This window comes from Pseudomonas sp. NPDC089569 (assembly GCF_050280625.1).
Taxonomy (GTDB): Bacteria; Pseudomonadota; Gammaproteobacteria; order Pseudomonadales; family Pseudomonadaceae; genus Aquipseudomonas.
The window spans coordinates 1-15,450 of sequence record NZ_JBNNVQ010000126.1 but is presented as its reverse complement, the minus strand read 5'-3'; the positions used below and the strand labels follow the sequence as shown (position 1 = coordinate 15,450).

The 15,450-nt window shown below is 59.5% G+C and carries 16 protein-coding genes, 1 tRNA gene and 4 pseudogenes; 5 read left to right on the top strand and 16 right to left on the bottom strand.

The window, feature by feature from the left end:
• Positions 1 to 77 precede the first annotated feature (77 nt).
• From ACQKP2_RS28775 to rluD, 4 genes are all read right to left on the bottom strand, one after another.
• Positions 78 to 153: transfer RNA gene (locus ACQKP2_RS28775), tRNA-Asn, on the bottom strand.
• 300 nt (positions 154 to 453) lie between these two features.
• Positions 454 to 3,018: an ATP-dependent chaperone ClpB gene (gene clpB, locus ACQKP2_RS28770; protein ID WP_427581556.1), complete on the bottom strand. Its 2,565-nt coding sequence runs from the start codon at positions 3,016 to 3,018 to the stop codon at positions 454 to 456.
• Positions 3,019 to 3,307: 289 nt separating this feature from the next.
• Positions 3,308 to 4,027, bottom strand: coding sequence for a peptidoglycan editing factor PgeF (gene pgeF, locus ACQKP2_RS28765; protein WP_427581554.1), 720 nt, complete (start codon positions 4,025 to 4,027; stop codon positions 3,308 to 3,310).
• A complete protein-coding gene (gene rluD, locus ACQKP2_RS28760; protein WP_427581552.1) occupies positions 4,024 to 4,986 on the bottom strand; it encodes a 23S rRNA pseudouridine(1911/1915/1917) synthase RluD in 963 nt (320 codons plus the stop codon). The genes pgeF and rluD overlap by 4 nt, the downstream gene beginning before the upstream one ends.
• 151 nt (positions 4,987 to 5,137) lie before the next feature.
• Here rluD and ACQKP2_RS28755 point away from each other — a divergent pair, with 151 nt between their 5' ends.
• From ACQKP2_RS28755 to ACQKP2_RS28740, 4 genes and pseudogenes are all read left to right on the top strand, one after another.
• Positions 5,138 to 6,160 carry an outer membrane protein assembly factor BamD gene (locus tag ACQKP2_RS28755; protein ID WP_427581551.1) on the top strand — a complete coding sequence of 341 codons (1,023 nt, stop codon included), beginning with the start codon at positions 5,138 to 5,140 and terminating at the stop codon, positions 6,158 to 6,160.
• Between the two features lie 136 nt (positions 6,161 to 6,296).
• Entirely contained in the window at positions 6,297 to 6,530 is a 234-nt protein-coding gene (locus tag ACQKP2_RS28750) for a PP0621 family protein (RefSeq protein WP_427581549.1), read from the top strand.
• A 31-nt stretch (positions 6,531 to 6,561) separates the two neighbouring features.
• Positions 6,562 to 6,783: pseudogene (locus ACQKP2_RS28745) on the top strand (PAS domain-containing sensor histidine kinase); the annotation flags it as partial.
• A gap of 71 nt (positions 6,784 to 6,854) precedes the next feature.
• On the top strand, positions 6,855 to 8,186 hold the full coding sequence (locus tag ACQKP2_RS28740) for a sigma-54-dependent transcriptional regulator (RefSeq protein ID WP_427581547.1): 1,332 nt from the start codon (positions 6,855 to 6,857) through the stop codon (positions 8,184 to 8,186).
• A gap of 26 nt (positions 8,187 to 8,212) precedes the next feature.
• Here ACQKP2_RS28740 and thiO read toward each other — a convergent pair whose 3' ends face one another.
• The 7 genes and pseudogenes from thiO to ACQKP2_RS28705 all read right to left on the bottom strand — a co-directional run bounded on the left by thiO (position 8,213) and on the right by ACQKP2_RS28705 (position 12,349).
• Positions 8,213 to 9,313, bottom strand: coding sequence for a glycine oxidase ThiO (thiO, locus tag ACQKP2_RS28735; protein ID WP_427581546.1), 1,101 nt, complete (start codon positions 9,311 to 9,313; stop codon positions 8,213 to 8,215).
• Positions 9,314 to 9,367: 54 nt separating this feature from the next.
• Positions 9,368 to 9,769 carry a type IV pilin protein gene (locus ACQKP2_RS28730; protein WP_427581544.1) on the bottom strand — a complete coding sequence of 134 codons (402 nt, stop codon included), beginning with the start codon at positions 9,767 to 9,769 and terminating at the stop codon, positions 9,368 to 9,370.
• 14 nt (positions 9,770 to 9,783) lie between these two features.
• Positions 9,784 to 10,128, bottom strand: a pseudogene (locus ACQKP2_RS28725) (pilus assembly protein); the annotation flags it as partial.
• 100 nt (positions 10,129 to 10,228) lie between these two features.
• Entirely contained in the window at positions 10,229 to 10,708 is a 480-nt protein-coding gene (locus ACQKP2_RS28720; RefSeq protein ID WP_427581542.1) for a pilus assembly PilX family protein, read from the bottom strand.
• 11 nt (positions 10,709 to 10,719) lie between these two features.
• Positions 10,720 to 11,433 carry a PilW family protein gene (locus ACQKP2_RS28715; protein ID WP_427581540.1) on the bottom strand — a complete coding sequence of 238 codons (714 nt, stop codon included), beginning with the start codon at positions 11,431 to 11,433 and terminating at the stop codon, positions 10,720 to 10,722.
• Positions 11,430 to 11,879: a type IV pilus modification protein PilV gene (pilV, locus tag ACQKP2_RS28710; RefSeq protein ID WP_427581538.1), complete on the bottom strand. Its 450-nt coding sequence runs from the start codon at positions 11,877 to 11,879 to the stop codon at positions 11,430 to 11,432. The genes ACQKP2_RS28715 and pilV overlap by 4 nt, the downstream gene beginning before the upstream one ends.
• Positions 11,876 to 12,349: a GspH/FimT family pseudopilin gene (locus ACQKP2_RS28705; protein ID WP_427581537.1), complete on the bottom strand. Its 474-nt coding sequence runs from the start codon at positions 12,347 to 12,349 to the stop codon at positions 11,876 to 11,878. Before ACQKP2_RS28705 ends, pilV begins: the two co-directional genes overlap by 4 nt.
• A 112-nt stretch (positions 12,350 to 12,461) precedes the next feature.
• Here ACQKP2_RS28705 and ACQKP2_RS28700 point away from each other — a divergent pair, with 112 nt between their 5' ends.
• Positions 12,462 to 12,974, top strand: a complete 513-nt coding sequence (locus ACQKP2_RS28700; RefSeq protein WP_427581535.1) for a GspH/FimT family pseudopilin — start codon at positions 12,462 to 12,464, stop codon at positions 12,972 to 12,974.
• Positions 12,975 to 12,978: 4 nt separating this feature from the next.
• On the opposite strand, the gene ispH is transcribed toward ACQKP2_RS28700, so the two are convergent.
• The 5 genes and pseudogenes from ispH to ACQKP2_RS28675 all read right to left on the bottom strand — a co-directional run.
• A complete protein-coding gene (ispH, locus tag ACQKP2_RS28695) occupies positions 12,979 to 13,926 on the bottom strand; it encodes a 4-hydroxy-3-methylbut-2-enyl diphosphate reductase (RefSeq protein WP_427581534.1) in 948 nt (315 codons plus the stop codon).
• A gap of 155 nt (positions 13,927 to 14,081) precedes the next feature.
• Entirely contained in the window at positions 14,082 to 14,519 is a 438-nt protein-coding gene (gene fkpB, locus ACQKP2_RS28690; protein WP_427581558.1) for an FKBP-type peptidyl-prolyl cis-trans isomerase, read from the bottom strand.
• A 7-nt stretch (positions 14,520 to 14,526) separates the two neighbouring features.
• Positions 14,527 to 15,039 (bottom strand): signal peptidase II, encoded by a 513-nt coding sequence (lspA, locus tag ACQKP2_RS28685; RefSeq protein WP_008052069.1) that lies wholly within the window; start codon positions 15,037 to 15,039, stop codon positions 14,527 to 14,529.
• A pseudogene (locus tag ACQKP2_RS28680) lies at positions 15,032 to 15,355 on the bottom strand (zinc finger domain-containing protein); the annotation flags it as partial. The pseudogene ACQKP2_RS28680 and the gene lspA, both read right to left, overlap by 8 nt.
• Positions 15,355 to 15,450: pseudogene (locus ACQKP2_RS28675) on the bottom strand (class II glutamine amidotransferase); the annotation flags it as partial. The pseudogenes ACQKP2_RS28680 and ACQKP2_RS28675, both read right to left, overlap by 1 nt.

Below are 15,450 nucleotides of genomic sequence, written 5' to 3'. Positions count from 1 at the left end.
TAAGGGGATTCGATCTCCTGACATCCTGCTCCCAAAGCAGGCGCGCTACCGGACTGCGCTATACCCCGGCTTGAAATTGGCTCCGTGACCAGGACTCGAACCTGGGACCCAATGATTAACAGTCATTTGCTCTACCGACTGAGCTATCACGGAACTGAACATTTCAATTTACAACGGTGAAGCTTTACTGCGTTCTCTTCGACTCGTTCGCATCGCTGCGTTCGTGTGTCTGAGGCGCGCTATTCTACAATCTTAAGCACCTCTGTCAACCCCCTAAATTGCTTTCAAGTTAATGATTTGCAACTTATTTCAGATTCCAGCTCAGTGAGCTGAAACCCTGCCGGGTGACTTACTGCGGGGCGCACTTTACAAGCCTTTTCCTTTAAGTTCAACAGCCTGGCGAAAAAAAGGCCTCGCAATGCGAGGCCTTAGCTTTTTGCCTGACGCTCAGGCTCAGTTAAAAACGATCTCGTCGTTTTCCACTGTTCCTTTGGCGGTGTCTCCCGGCATGAAGCGCCCCGAGAGAATCAGCTGTGCCAACGGGTTTTCGATCCAGCGCTGAATCGCCCGCTTGAGCGGCCTTGCACCATACACCGGGTCGTAACCGACCGCGATCAGCTTATCCATGGCCTCAGGGCTCAACTCCAGCTTCAGCTCCCGCTCGGTCAGGCGACTGCGTAGACGGCTCAACTGGATCTCGGTAATGCCGGCGATCTGATCCCTTGCCAATGGCTCGAAAATCACCACTTCGTCGACCCGGTTGATGAACTCCGGCCGGAAGTGCGAGGAAATCGCATCCATTACCGCAGCGCGCTGTGCCTCACGATCACCCACCAGTTCCTGGATCTGCACCGAGCCCAGGTTGGAGGTCATGACCACCACGGTATTCTTGAAATCCACCGTGCGGCCATGGCTGTCGGTCAGACGACCATCTTCCAGGACCTGCAGCAAGATGTTGAACACATCCGGGTGCGCCTTTTCGACCTCGTCCAGCAGGATCACCGAGTAAGGCTTGCGACGCACCGCTTCGGTCAGATAACCGCCCTCCTCATAGCCGACATAGCCTGGTGGCGCACCGATCAGGCGAGCCACGGAATGCTTCTCCATGAACTCGGACATATCGATGCGCACCATCGCCTCTTCGGTATCGAAGAGGAATTCGGCCAACGCCTTGCACAGCTCCGTTTTACCGACACCGGTCGGGCCGAGGAACATGAACGAACCGCTTGGGCGATTCGGGTCGGCCAAACCGGCACGGGAGCGCCGCACCGCATTGGAAACCGCGACCACCGCCTCATCCTGGCCAATGACACGCTGGTGCAACAGGCTTTCCATCTTCATCAGTTTTTCGCGCTCGCCCTCGAGCATCTTCGACACCGGAATACCCGTCCACTTCGAAACGACTTCGGCGATCTCTTCTTCGGTCACCTTGCTGCGAAGCAGCTGGTTTTCGCTCTTGCCGTGCTGGTCGACCATCTGCAGGCTGCGCTCCAGGTCAGGGATCACTCCGTACTGCAACTCGGCCATGCGGTTGAGGTCGCCCTTGCGACGAGCGGTTTCCAGTTCCTGTCGGGACTGTTCAATTTTCTGTTGAATCTGTGCCGAGCCCTGAACCTCGGCCTTTTCCGAGTTCCAGATTTCCTCTAGGTCCGAGTACTCACGTTCGTGGCGCTGGATTTCTTCCTGCAATTTTTCCAGACGCTTTTTCGCCGCGTCGTCGCTTTCTTTCTTCAGCGCCTGGGATTCGACCTTCAACTGAATCAGGCGACGCTCCAGACGGTCCAGCACTTCCGGCTTGGAGTCGATTTCCATACGGATGCGGCTGGCGGCTTCGTCGATCAGATCGATGGCCTTGTCCGGCAACTGACGGTCAGTGATATAGCGATGGCTGAGCTTGGCCGCGGCGATAATCGCACCGTCGGTGATCGCCACCTTGTGGTGAACTTCGTAACGCTCTTTCAGGCCACGAAGGATCGCAATGGTGTCTTCTTCGCTCGGCTCGTCCACCAGGACCTTCTGGAAACGTCGCTCAAGCGCGGCATCCTTCTCTATATATTGGCGGTACTCGTTAAGCGTGGTCGCACCGACACAATGCAGCTCACCGCGTGCCAGGGCAGGCTTGAGCATATTGCCAGCATCCATCGAGCCTTCGCCCTTGCCGGCGCCGACCATGGTATGCAATTCATCGATGAACAGAATGATCTGCCCTTCCTGTTTCGACAGTTCGTTAAGCAGCGCTTTGAGTCGCTCTTCGAATTCGCCACGATACTTGGCACCTGCGATCAACGCCCCCATGTCCAGAGACAACAGGCGCTTTCCCTTGAGACCGTCCGGCACTTCGCCGTTGATGATGCGCTGGGCCAGCCCTTCGGCGATGGCGGTTTTACCGACGCCCGGCTCACCGATCAGCACCGGGTTGTTCTTGGTACGACGCTGCAGGACTTGTATGGTCCGGCGAATTTCATCGTCACGGCCGATCACAGGATCAAGCTTGCCGTCTTCGGCGCGCTTGGTCAGGTCGACGGTGTACTTGTCCAGGGCCTGGCGTGCCTCTTCATGGTTCGGGTCATTGACCGCCTCGCCGCCACGCAGGTTATTGATCGCATTCTCCAGGGCTTTCTTGCTGACGCCCTGCCCCAGCAACAATTTGCCGAGCTTGCTGTTCTCGTCCATCGCGGCGAGCAACACCAACTCACTGGAAATGAACTGATCACCCTTCTGCTGGGCCAGGCGATCGGCCTGATTGAGCAGGCGCGCCAGATCCTGCGACATGTTGACGTCGCCGGTCGGATTCTGGATTTTCGGCAGCTGATCGAGCTCTTTGGTCAACTCTTTACGCAGGCTGTTGACGTCGAAGCCCACCTGCATCAACAGGGGTTTGATCGAGCCGCCCTGCTGTTCGAGCAAGGCCTGCATCAAATGCGCCGGCTCGATGGCCGGATGATCAAGACCGACGGCCAGGGATTGGGCGTCGGACAAGGCTAACTGCAACTTGCTGGTTAAACGGTCTATACGCATGGGTCACCTTCCTTTTGGGCAGGCCGGACCAAAAAACATCCTGAATGAAGAAACCTGCCAGATACCAAAGTAGATGCGGTCGATTCCGGGAGTTTCAAGCGTCGTGACGTTGATGCAGATCAGTCTAGCGGTAGTGCCCTGTCTTACGAATACGTTCCTCTTTGGCGAGCGACTGCTGTCGTCAGGCAAGGCGCCGCGACGAGTCATAGCCCGCTATGGCGAGAAGCGGCAACGCAGCATGACGGCAACAGACGCCGTCAAAGTGGAACAGAATTCGTGGGACAGGGCATTACAGCCAGATCAGGGAGGCGAACCGACCGGTGCGGGACGCACGACGGTAGGAAAAGAAGCGAGGATCGGTCACGGTGCAGAAACCGCCACCATAGACAGCCGTGACATTGCGGGCAGCCAGGCGCAAGCGTGCCAACATATAGATGTCAGCCATGTATTTGCCGGGGTTTTGACTCGGCACGAAGGCGTCTGCCGCTTGCGGTAACTGCCGGACGAAGGTTTCGCGCACTTCCGGGCCGACTTCAAAGGCTTGCGGGCCAATGGCCGGACCCAACCAGACAAGTACTTCGGCGGGGGGTACCGCCAGGCTATCGAGCGTCGCTTCCAGCACGCCCGCTGCCAACCCGCGCCAACCGGCGTGGGCTGCCGCCACTCGGGTGCCGGCACGGTCGCAAAACAATGCAGGCAGGCAGTCGGCAGTCATTGCCGCACAGGCGACGCCGGGGGTGGACGTCCAGCTGGCGTCGGCAGTGACCACCCGATCCGGATCGGCATGAGCCACGACAATGCCGTGGACCTGCTGCAGCCAGGCCGGGCGCATGGAGAAATGATCGGTCAGGCGACGACGGTTCTCGGCGACAGCTTCAGGGTTGTCGTCGACGTGATCACCGAGGTTGAGGCTGTCGAACGGTGCCAGGCTGACACCGCCCGCACGGGTGGTAACACAAGCTTTGACCCCGGCCGGTGCGGGCCAGTCAGGAATCAGCCAGTCACTCATCCGATGAACGCCTCGCGGTCTTGCTTGAGCAGGGTCAGCAACCAGACGAAATCTTCCGGCAACGGCGATTCCCAGCTCATGCGCTTGCCGGTCGTCGGATGATCCAGCTCCAGGAATCGGGCGTGCAGCGCCTGACGCGGGAAGTTCTTCAACGAATCGACCATGGTCGGGTTGGCAGCCGGCGGGATGCGGAAACGACCACCGTAGGCCGGGTCCCCGACCAATGGGAAGTTGATGTGCGCCATGTGCACGCGAATCTGGTGCGTACGGCCGGTTTCCAGCTTTACCCGCACATGGGTATGGGAACGAAAACGCTCCAGCACACGGTAATGACTGACGGCTTGCTTGCCACCCTCCATCACGGCCATGCGTTGGCGCTGCTGGCCATGACGACCGATCGGTGCGTTGATCTTGCCGCCGGCGGTCACGACACCGATAACGATGCATTCATAGATACGGCTGACGCTGCGGCTCTGCAACTGTGCAACCAGTTTCGTCTGCGCCTGTACGGTCTTGGCGACCACCATCAGACCGGTGGTGTCCTTGTCCAGACGATGCACGATACCGGCGCGGGGTACATTGACGATATCCGGTACGTGATGCAGCAAGGCGTTGAGCAAAGTGCCATCTGCGTGACCGGCCGCTGGGTGCACCACCAGGCCCGCAGGCTTGTTGATCACCAGGATGTCGTCGTCTTCATAGACGATGTCCAGCGCGATGTCCTGAGCGACCCATTCGCCCTGGGCTTCCTGCTCGGCAGTGAGTTCAAGGATGGCGCCGCCGTGAACGATGTCTCGCGGACGTATGGCTGCGCCGTCCACCGTCAGGCGGCCGTCCTTGATCCAGGCGGAAAGGCGCGAGCGTGAGTACTCGGCGAATAACTGTGCGGCGACTTGATCGAGGCGTTGGCCGCCCAATTCGGACGGCACCTCTGCGCGAAGTTCAATTTTATCGGACATGCTCGGACTGGGCGTCGGCACAGCCTTTGGTTTCGGCTGCGCGCTTGTGGTTAAATACTGCGTCTTTTGCCCCGAGGCTACTCAACGGGGCGCTCATCATAACAGGACGGCCACGCCCAAGACAGCGGCCGTCATAGGGACGCAAGCCGCCATGCAAGTGAAACACCTGCTGCTGATCGCCATCCTCGCATTGACCGCTGCTTGCTCATCGAAGGAAGTCGTAGACGAAAACCTGAGTGAAGTCGAGCTGTACCAGCAGGCTCAAACCGATCTGGACAACAACAGCTACAACGCCGCCACCGCCAAGCTGAAGGCCCTGGAATCGCGTTATCCGTTCGGTCGCTATGCCGATCAGGCGCAACTCGAACTCATCTACGCCAACTACAAGAACGCCGAGCCTGAGGCTGCAAAAGCCGCGGCCGAACGTTTCATTCGTCTGCACCCGCAGCATCCGAACGTCGATTACGCCTACTACCTCAAGGGCCTGACTTCTTTCGACCAGGACGTCGGCCTGCTGGCGCGTTTCCTGCCACTGGACATGACCAAGCGTGACCCGGGCGCCGCCCGCGACTCCTACAACGAGTTCGCCCAGCTGACCAGCCGCTACCCCAACAGCCGTTACGCACCGGATGCCAAGCAGCGCATGATCTACCTGCGCAACCTGCTGGCCTCCTACGAAATTCACGTTGCCGACTACTACCTGACCCGTCAGGCCTATGTCGCCGCTGCCAACCGTGGCCGCTACGTCGTTGAAAACTTCCAGGAAACCCCGTCGGTCGGCGATGGCCTGGCGGTGATGACCGAGGCCTACCAGCGTCTGCACCTGGACGATCTGGCCGCCACCAGCCTCGAAACCCTGAAACTCAACTACCCGAACCACCCAAGCCTGGTTGACGGCCAGTTCGTGCCTTCGGTCGCCGAAGCCGATAACCGTTCGTGGCTGAGCAAGGCCACCCTGGGCCTGATCGAGTCCCGTCCACCGCTGCCACCGGGAGAAACCCGCGCCAACCAGGACGTGCAGAAGCAATTCCAGGATGCCAAGGATGCGATCCCGAGCGAGCTCAAGCCCAAAGACGGCAACGGTGATGTGATCCAGGAAGAAGATCACGAAGCCGAAGGCAACAACAAGGACCGTTCCTGGTTCAGCTACATGACCTTCGGCGTGTTCGACTGACACGACCGACAGTGTGCAAAGGGAGACTTTCGAGTCTCCCTTTTTTATTGCGCCATTTTTTGTGCGCGGCTTTACGCTGTGCGCCAGCAATGTCACGGGCTAAACTGCCGGATCATCAGCCAAAAAGCCGCTCATCATGCTTCGTTTATTGTTCTGGATCGCCGTGATCGCCGCCGCCGTATGGTTCTGGCGCAAGTACAAGGGACAGGCCGCCGTACCCAAGTCCCCTGCCGAACTGGAAGCGGCACCCATGGTTCGCTGTGCCCATTGCGGCGTGCATCTGCCTCGCGATCGCGCACTGAACTACCAGCAACAGTGGTATTGCAGCCAGGCCCATCTGGAGCAAGGCCCCGGTAGCAGTGGCCGCTGAGACGCCCACTCACCGAGTCAGGCGGGTCTGGATCTCCCGGCAGGCCCGACAACTGAAACCTGCTGCCCTCGGGCGCCTGACAACCGGCGTCCACCCGATCCGCAACCGGCCGAGTGCCATCAGTCATGCCGGGCAGCTATTGCGAGAACCAGAGGAACTCAACAGCGCGGTTCAGCGTCTGACGCAGATTATTCAAGACCACGCTCAGCGAATGAATCGGGAAATCGAAAACGTCCTGCAACTGTCCCGCCAGGATTACAGGCCACGCCAGGACGGCGGCGGCTTTCGTATCACCTTTGCTCACGGATGGAGACAAGGTTGAAGATGAACCCTCGGCAAAAGGTCCTGATCGTCGACGACGAGCCGGACATCCGCGAACTTCTGGAAATCACCCTCGGCCGGATGAAGCTCGATACCTGCAGTGCCCGCAGCGCCAACGAGGCGCGGGCGCTCTTGAAACACGAGACATTCGACCTGTGCCTGACCGACATGCGCCTGCCTGATGGCAGCGGTCTGGAACTGGTCCAACACGTACAGCAATGTTACCCGCGCGTCCCGGTGGCCATGATCACCGCCCATGGCAGTGTCGAAACAGCGATCAGCGCCCTCAAGGCCGGTGCCTACGACTTTTTGACCAAACCAGTGGACCTCATCCGTTTGCGCGAACTGGTCACCAGCGCCCTGCCACTGCCCGCCCACGGCGGCACAATCGATCGCCGCTTGCTGGGCGACTCGTTGCCCATGCGCAACCTGCGCAAACAGATCGACAAGCTTGCCCGCAGCCAGGCGCCGGTGTACATCAGCGGCGAGTCCGGCAGCGGCAAGGAGTTGGTGGCTCGCCTGATCCATGATCGCGGACCACGCCCCCGCCAGGCCTTTGTTGCGGTCAATTGCGGCGCCATCCCCACGGAACTGATGGAAAGCGAATTTTTCGGACATCGCAAAGGCAGCTTCAGCGGCGCCATTGAAGACAAGCCCGGACTGTTCCAGACGGCCCATGGCGGCACCCTGTTCCTCGATGAAGTGGCAGACCTGCCACTGCCGATGCAGGTCAAACTGCTGCGGGCCATTCAGGAAAAAGCCGTGCGCAGCATCGGCGGACAACAGGAGCAGGTGGTCGATGTACGCATTCTCTGCGCCACCCACAAAGACCTGGCGGCGGAGGTGGCCGCCGGGCGCTTTCGCCAGGATCTGTACTATCGGCTGAACGTGATCGAGCTACGGGTTCCTCCCCTGCGCGAACGCCGCGACGACATCGAACTGCTGGCCATTCAGATGCTCAAGCGCCTGGCTATCGACACGGGCCAACCGGTCGTCAAACTCCATCCGCAAGCCCTCGATGCGCTCAAAGGCTTCCGATTTCCCGGCAATGTCCGCGAGCTGGAGAACATGCTCGAACGGGCCCACACGTTATGCGAAAACAATCAGATCGAGGCCAGTGACTTGCGCCTGACCGAAGGCAACCGTGCCACGCAAGGGGGGGCACCGGACCTCACGCAGATAGACAATCTGGAGGTCTATCTGGAAAACGTCGAGCGCCAGCTCATTCTCCAGGCCCTGGAAGAAACCCGCTGGAACCGCACGGCGGCGGCTCAGCGGCTGAGCCTTTCGTTCAGGTCGATGCGGTACCGGCTCAAGAAATTCGGACTGGATTGAGCCGGGTTCGCCTGTAGGAGCGAGAGTCAGATACGCCCCACCGGAGCATACGGCGCCGGATCGATGATCGGCGACCTGCCCAACATTACATCCGCCAACAACTGGCATGATGCCGGCGCCAGTACCAGGCCGTTACGGAAGTGCCCGCAATTGAGCCACAAGCCATCGAAGCCCGGCACTTGGCCAATGTAGGGAATACCTTCCGGCGAACCCGGTCTCAAGCCGGCCCAATGCCCTACCACTTCTGCCGTTGCCAACGCAGGAATCAACTCGACCGCCGAAGCCTTGAGACTCTCCAGTGCCTCCCCGGTTGGCGTCTTGTCGTAGCCTTCATGCTCCAGCGTACTGCCAATCAGAATATGCCCGTCGCGGCGAGGAATCGCATAGCGTCCTTTGGCCAGCACCATGCTCGGCAGGAAGTCCGCTGCACATTTGTAGAGAATCATCTGCCCCTTCACCGGCTCGACAGGCAGCTGCAGCCCAAGGCTCTTGAGCAAGTCGCCACTCCAGGCGCCAGCGGTCAGCACCACTTGATCGCCATGGACTGCGCCTGCAGAAGTCTGCACACCGACAATTTTTTGATCCTGACGAATAAACCCGCTGACCTCGCACTGCTCATGGATCGTTACGTTCGGCAGCGCCTGCAATGCGGCCTTGAGCGACTTCACCAGGCGCGGATTGCGTACGTTGGCAACGTCCGCCATGTAGATCGCGCGAGTAAAACCACCACCCAGCACTGGCACCGCGTCATGGGTCGCCGAGATGTCCACAGACCGCAACGGTCGGTTTTCCCGCTCGGCCCACGCCAGCGCCTCGGCTTCATCATCCAGGTCCAGCCAATACAATCCAGTCGTGTGGACCTCGGGATCAACCCCGGTAGCCGCAAACAAGCGCTCGCCCAGCTGTGGATAAAAGTCCTGGGACCAATGGGCCAACGCCGTGACCGCCGGGTTGTAGCGCCAGGGATAAAGCGGCGACACAATGCCGCCCCCTGCCCAGGAAGACTCCTGACCGACGCTCGAACGGTCCAGCAGCACGACACTCTGCACTTCGGAAGCGAGATTGAACGCCGTCAGCAGGCCGATTACCCCACCACCGACAATCACCACTTGTTGTTGCCTGGTCATATTCTGATCCAACCGATAAATAGACAGAGGGTGCAAAACGCACCCGCAAAAAAATCAGCGCCCCCAGCAATCCTTGGCGGTCAGCCCCGCCGTGGCATTGACCATGCTACGCACACCGGTATTGGCCAGGGTGAAATCACCGCACTTGTCATTGGCCATGCTCGTACCTGCCTTGCGTACCGCCGTCAGCACAAAGGTCTGGTCGGTCAGGGTCGGGGTAATGCTGTAGTAGTCGTTGCCGGCGCTCAGGCCCTCGACACCGGTGTAAACATTCTTTTGTGAGTAGAAACGCTCAAGGATCTGCGCCTGCTCGGAAAGCAGGCCGGCCACTTCGGTACGACGCCCCTTGTTCAGGTATTCGGTAAAGCTGGGAGCCGCGATGGTCATGACAATTCCGATGATCGCAATCACGATCATGATTTCGATCAGGGTAAAACCGCGGTTGGATCTGTGCATGCCTCAATTCTCGCTTACTGTATTTGTCGCCACATGATGCGACGGCTGCCGCCGCCGGATTTTTCCACCGGAACGCCAAGGCTGCCACTGGAATCGTTCACGCGTTTGCTGATGGCGTTCAGGGTCGGGATGTCCCCGGTGAAGACGACGCCGTTGGATACCAGGTCGGCGCTGTCGAGCATTTGGTCGTTATTGGTGTCGAGCACCGCGTAATCGAGCATCTTACCGCTGAATGCATCCAGCTCGACCAGTTTGCCGTTGTCGAGGCTGGCGCAGGGGTCCGTGGCATCCACACTGGCCAAAATGAATACGGTCCGGCCCGGTAGCTGACATTCCCGAATGACCACCCGTTCGCCACTCGGCAAGGGCAAATCCGAAGTGGAAGCAGCAAGCTCCGGCGCCGCCAGGTACAGGCCCAGCAAGGCGCCGCACATAAGCCGCCAATGCCGAGTGCGCCCCTCAGTACTTCGCATAAATACTCTCCACGACGCTGCGCGAGTTACCCGCCAAGCCCACTGCGGTTACCCGATACAAGGTGGCCGCAGTATTGCTTGGCACATTCACAGCCTTCTGAGTGGAACCGATGTTTTGCACACCATAGAAGCCGTTGCCGGAAGCGATCCAGGTCACCCCCGAAGTGGAATTGAATCCTGCGGTCTTTACGACCGAGGATTCCGCCGGTGGCGCGCATTGAACCGTGCCGTTGCACTGCGCCAATGCAAAGCTGTCCTTTTGCACCGCGCTTTCACCTGTGCGCAACACGGCTTCGGCGCTCTGGAACGACTGATTGCGCAAATTCACGCTGCCGGCCATTTTTTCCTGCAGGGTGGCGTTCTGCATCGATGAAATGCCAATAAAGGTCAGCAACAGCAGAAACACCAGGCTTACCAGCAGCGCCATGCCACGCTGGGTTCGGATAACCGCGGAAGAAACACCCATCGCCTGCCTCCTCATGGCAAGCGGTTGCGCAGCGCGGCAACCACGTTGAAGGTTTGATCACTTACCCGGTTGTGAGGATCCGTGAGGGTCAGGCTCAATCGCACGCTTCGAATCCGGGCCGGGTCCGACGGGTTGCTGCTGTAGCTGGTAGCCGCCGCCTCGGAAGCGGAACTGGCAAGGCCGAAGCTCACGTTGAAGGCGCTGACATTGTCTATCAGTGCGTCCTGTCTCGGTTTGCCCCCGCCGACTCCCACCGTCAGTTGCCCGTCCTTCAGCCGGTAGATCAAACGCCGGATCGGAAACGCCAGCTGCCCCGGGGCCGCTGGGTGAGACTCGACATAGGCTGTCGAGCTGTTTCGGCAGTCTGAAATGACCGTCCAAGTGGGCGGCCTGCCATTGCCGCCGATATCCGCAGTCACCAGCGTGAGCCTGTGGTCGGCATTATCCCAACTGATCGGCGTGGTCCGGGCAGCATCGAAACCAACTGCCGAGCGGTCAGCCATTATCGTCTCCAGGCATCCGAACATACCGACCATGCGAATCTCCTGAATCATTTTGCTCAGCACGAAGCGCGCATCTTCCTGCATGACCGCTGCGCTGTTCTGGCTGATGTAGGTATTTTTAGCGGCAATGAAAACCTGAACCACGCCCATCACGACGATCAGGCTCAAGGCCAGGGCAATCAGCAACTCGATCAGGCCGAAACCTTTCTGCGTTCGGCTCATGGCGTCGCCACCGGGTCGACGGTCGCCCGACTGGAGAGCACCAGACTTCGGCGGGAGTCCGCGCTGTTGGCAGCGCGAGCGTCATCCCAAGTAATGGTGATGGTGTACACCTGCTGGTTGAGGGTGATGCTGCCGGTCGCCGTGGGACCGCCGAAATTGACGATATTGCGGGTGAAATCGTAGAGATCCTGGTCCCGGGCGACATTGAGGTTGCCGGAGGTCGGTGGCGTAACGGTGTAGTCGGCAGCCGCATTGGCGCGAATGCGATCCATCATGTCGTAGGCGATAAAACTGGCCTGACTGGTCATTCGCGCACTGTCGGTGTACTTCAGCGCACTCAATTGCAACGCCGCCGCCCCCAGCATCCCAACACCGAGAACCACCAAGGCAACCAGAACTTCGATCAGCGACATGCCTTCCTGTGCACACTTGCTCCCTGGCCTCATCCGCAACTTCCACCCAATAGAATTCGTCCGTTCAAACACACATTCAGCGTCCTGCGTTGCGCTCCCAGCGCATAGCTGATCACCATCGCCGAGGGCGGTGAGGACAAGCCACCAAGGTTGTTGAAATCGATGGCGGTCACACCAGAGGGTAGTGTCAGAGTCGCGCCACTGCTCATAGCCGGAATAACCCGCAATACATTGGCCGGCTTGCCTGTACCGTCATACACCGACAACTCCCCGGTCCAGATACCCGAGTCCGCTGTCGGGCGGACCCGGATAGTCACGCCTCGGTCGATGGCTTCCAGGCGGGCGAAATTTAGCCCCCGTCGCAGGTCGCCGATCTCGGTATCGGCCCTGGTGATTTGCGCCGAGCGGGTGAATGCCGGCATCGCGAGGGTGATCAGGACCAGAAAAACACTCAGCGCCACCAGCAACTCGATCAGCGTGAAACCTTTTGAACGGTATTGCATCAATGCCCTCTGTCGCCGTTGGCTATACCTGCAATGACTCGGCAAACCACTCGACCGATTGCATTGCGTGCATGGATCGCACGGGACAAACCGCTTCAGGGAGGAAGATGTCATGCATCAAAAGGGATTCAGCCTGATTGAACTGCTCATCGGACTGACAATTGCCGGAATTGTTCTGCACTTGGTCAGTCCGGCGTACGCCGCATTGACAGAATCGACCCAGCTTGCGGAGGCCGCGAGGTCACTCGCCAGCGGCATGCGCAGCGCAAGAAGCGAAGCGATATCGCGAAACCAGACCGTGGTCATTCACGGCATCAACGGGGACTGGGGCCAGGGCTGGCGGATCATTCTGGATGTGAGTGGCAAGGGGCATGAAGACGATAGCAATCCACTGCTGATGGAGCATCGCAGCGGCATCGGGGTGCCAATTTTCGGCAATCAGCATATCAGGACAGCCGCGCGGTTCGGTCCATTGGGCGAACCCTTGAGCAACGGCCTTCAGTCAGGGACTTTGCACATTTGCGCTGCGCGCGAACCGGTGAGCCAGTACCAGGTGGTACTGGCCCGCAGTGGTCGTATCAGCCTGCGCAGCGAAAGATCTGCACATCCGTTATGCGAGAAGTAGAAATTCAGGACAGCGAACGGACCCGCAGCTCCTTGGGCATGGAGAACGTGATGTTTTCCTCACGCCCCGCCAGCTCATCGGCGCCGGTCGCTCCCCAGGCCTGCAATTGCTGGATCACGCCACGCACCAGGACTTCTGGAGCAGAAGCGCCCGCGGTGATGCCGATGCGCTCGACACCATCGAACCAGCTCTTTTGCAGGTCCTCGGCACCGTCGATCAGGTAGGCCGGCGTGGACATACGCTCGGCGAGTTCGCGCAAGCGATTGGAGTTGGAGCTGTTCGGACTGCCGACAACCAACACGACATCGCATTCGTCAGCCAGTTGCTTGACCGCGTCCTGACGGTTTTGCGTGGCGTAGCAGATGTCGTCCTTGCGCGGCCCGCCAATGGCCGGGAAACGCGTACGCAGCGCGTCGATGACGCGGCTGGTATCGTCCATGGACAGCGTGGTCTGGGTCACGAATGCCAGTTTGTCGGGGTTGCGCACCTGCAGTTCGGCGACGTCGTTCTCGTCTTCGACCAGATAGATCGCCCCGCCATTGCTGGCGTCGTACTGGCCCATAGTGCCTTCGACTTCCGGGTGACCGGCGTGGCCGATGAGGATGCATTCACGGCCGTCGCGACTGTAGCGCGCGACTTCGATGTGCACCTTGGTCACCAGCGGGCAGGTGGCGTCGAATACTTTCAGGCCACGACCGGCGGCTTCGCTACGCACCGCCTGGGAAACACCGTGGGCGCTGAAGATCACGATCACGTCGTCCGGCACCTGATCCAGTTCCTCGACAAAAACTGCGCCACGATTGCGCAAGTCTTCGACGACGAATTTGTTGTGGACCACTTCATGGCGCACATAGATCGGCGGTCCGAAGACCTCCAGGGCGCGGTTGACGATTTCGATCGCCCGATCCACGCCGGCGCAGAAGCCACGGGGGTTGGCGAGTTTGATTTGCATGCTGTGCCTCGTGTCTTGCGCGCAATAAATTTGATCACTGCAATCCATGTGGGAGCGGGCTTGCCCGCGATAAGGGTCTGTCAGTCAACATTGATGTCGGCTGATGCATAGCTATCGCGGGCAAGCCCGCTCCCACAAGGTATCCGCGTTGTTACCTACAACGCCTTGACGGAGATGATTTCCACGTCAAAGGTCAGCGTCTTGCCAGCCAGCGGGTGGTTGAAGTCGACGGTCACCTGCGCGTCGTCGAACTCTTTCACCACGCCCGGCAATTCAGTATTGGCCGCATCGTTGAAGATCACCAACAAACCCGGCGACAGTTCCATATCCTGGAACTGAGAGCGCGGCATGACCTGCACGTTTTGCGGGTTGGGCTGACCGAAAGCGTTTTCAGGCTCAACGCTCAGTGTACGCTTGTCGCCCGCCTTGAAACCGAACAATGCCGCTTCGAAACCTGGCAAGAGGTTGCCATCACCGACCTTGAAGGTCGCCGGGGCCTTGTCGAAGGTGCTGTCCACCGTGTCGCCGTTCTCCAGGCGCAATGCGAAATGCAAGGTGACTTCCGTGTTCTGGCCGATACGCTGCTCAGCCAATACCTGTTCAGTCATGAACGGTTTCTCCGGTCTTTTTACTTTTGAACATATCCAGTGCCAGCATCACCGCACCAACGGTAATTGCGCTGTCGGCAAAGTTGAACGCGGGGAAGTACCAGCGATTCTGCCAATGCACCAGGATGAAATCGATCACATGGCCCAGGGCGATGCGGTCATACAGATTGCCCAGCGCGCCACCCAGCACCAGCGCCAGGGCGATTGCCAGCCAGGTCTCGTTGCGCCCCAGGCGCTTGAGCCAGACCACCAGCACCGCACTGACCACAACGGCGATCAGGGCAAACAGCCAGCGTTGCCAGCCTGAGCTGTCGGCCAGGAAGCTGAATGCCGCGCCGGTGTTATAGGCCAGGGTCCAGCTGAAGTAATCGGGGATGATCACAATCTGCTGGTACATCTGGAGCTTGCCTTCGAAGTAGAACTTGCTGGCCTGGTCGATGACCAGGACCAGCAAACTCAACCAGAGCCAGCTCAGCCGTCCGAAACGGCCAACGGCATTAGGCATAGTGACGAACCTCGCCGGTACCGCTGATGTTGTCGACGCAACGACCGCAGATTTCCGGATGTTCCGGGTTCACACCGACGTCTTCACGGCAGTGCCAGCAACGGGCGCACTTGGCGTGGTTCGACTTGACGATCTTCAGCTTCAGGCCGCTGACTTCGGTGACCACGGCATCCGCCGGTGCTTGCGCCAATGGCGCGACACTGGCGGTCGAAGTGATCAGCACGAAGCGCAGTTCGTTGCTCAGTTTGGCCAGGTCGGCAGTCAGCGCGTCTTCGGCGAACAGCGTCACTTCGGCTTGCAGGTTGCCACCGACAGAGCGAAACACCAGTTGCGGCCCCACAACTCGCGTACGAACGGATGGGTATTGGACAGGCAGACCTTGCCGACGTTGGCCTGGCGGATGTGCCCGAT

What these genes read in the sequence shown, in the direction of transcription:
- clpB (WP_427581556.1), bottom strand. Translation starts at nt 3,018, where the DNA reads ATGCGTATAGACCGTTTAACCAGCAAGTTGCAGTTAGCCTTGTCCGAC.
- pgeF (WP_427581554.1), bottom strand. Translation starts at nt 4,027, where the DNA reads ATGAGTGACTGGCTGATTCCTGACTGGCCCGCACCGGCCGGGGTCAAA.
- ACQKP2_RS28750 (WP_427581549.1), top strand. Translation starts at nt 6,297, where the DNA reads ATGCTTCGTTTATTGTTCTGGATCGCCGTGATCGCCGCCGCCGTATGG.
- ACQKP2_RS28720 (WP_427581542.1), bottom strand. Translation starts at nt 10,708, where the DNA reads ATGGGTGTTTCTTCCGCGGTTATCCGAACCCAGCGTGGCATGGCGCTG.
- ACQKP2_RS28700 (WP_427581535.1), top strand. Translation starts at nt 12,462, where the DNA reads ATGCATCAAAAGGGATTCAGCCTGATTGAACTGCTCATCGGACTGACA.
- ACQKP2_RS28705 (WP_427581537.1), bottom strand. Translation starts at nt 12,349, where the DNA reads ATGCAATACCGTTCAAAAGGTTTCACGCTGATCGAGTTGCTGGTGGCG.
- ACQKP2_RS28755 (WP_427581551.1), top strand. Translation starts at nt 5,138, where the DNA reads ATGCAAGTGAAACACCTGCTGCTGATCGCCATCCTCGCATTGACCGCT.
- ACQKP2_RS28740 (WP_427581547.1), top strand. Translation starts at nt 6,855, where the DNA reads ATGAACCCTCGGCAAAAGGTCCTGATCGTCGACGACGAGCCGGACATC.
- rluD (WP_427581552.1), bottom strand. Translation starts at nt 4,986, where the DNA reads ATGTCCGATAAAATTGAACTTCGCGCAGAGGTGCCGTCCGAATTGGGC.
- pilV (WP_427581538.1), bottom strand. Translation starts at nt 11,879, where the DNA reads ATGAGGCCAGGGAGCAAGTGTGCACAGGAAGGCATGTCGCTGATCGAA.
- thiO (WP_427581546.1), bottom strand. Translation starts at nt 9,313, where the DNA reads ATGACCAGGCAACAACAAGTGGTGATTGTCGGTGGTGGGGTAATCGGC.
- ispH (WP_427581534.1), bottom strand. Translation starts at nt 13,926, where the DNA reads ATGCAAATCAAACTCGCCAACCCCCGTGGCTTCTGCGCCGGCGTGGAT.
- ACQKP2_RS28715 (WP_427581540.1), bottom strand. Translation starts at nt 11,433, where the DNA reads ATGAGCCGAACGCAGAAAGGTTTCGGCCTGATCGAGTTGCTGATTGCC.
- ACQKP2_RS28730 (WP_427581544.1), bottom strand. Translation starts at nt 9,769, where the DNA reads ATGCACAGATCCAACCGCGGTTTTACCCTGATCGAAATCATGATCGTG.
- lspA (WP_008052069.1), bottom strand. Translation starts at nt 15,039, where the DNA reads ATGCCTAATGCCGTTGGCCGTTTCGGACGGCTGAGCTGGCTCTGGTTG.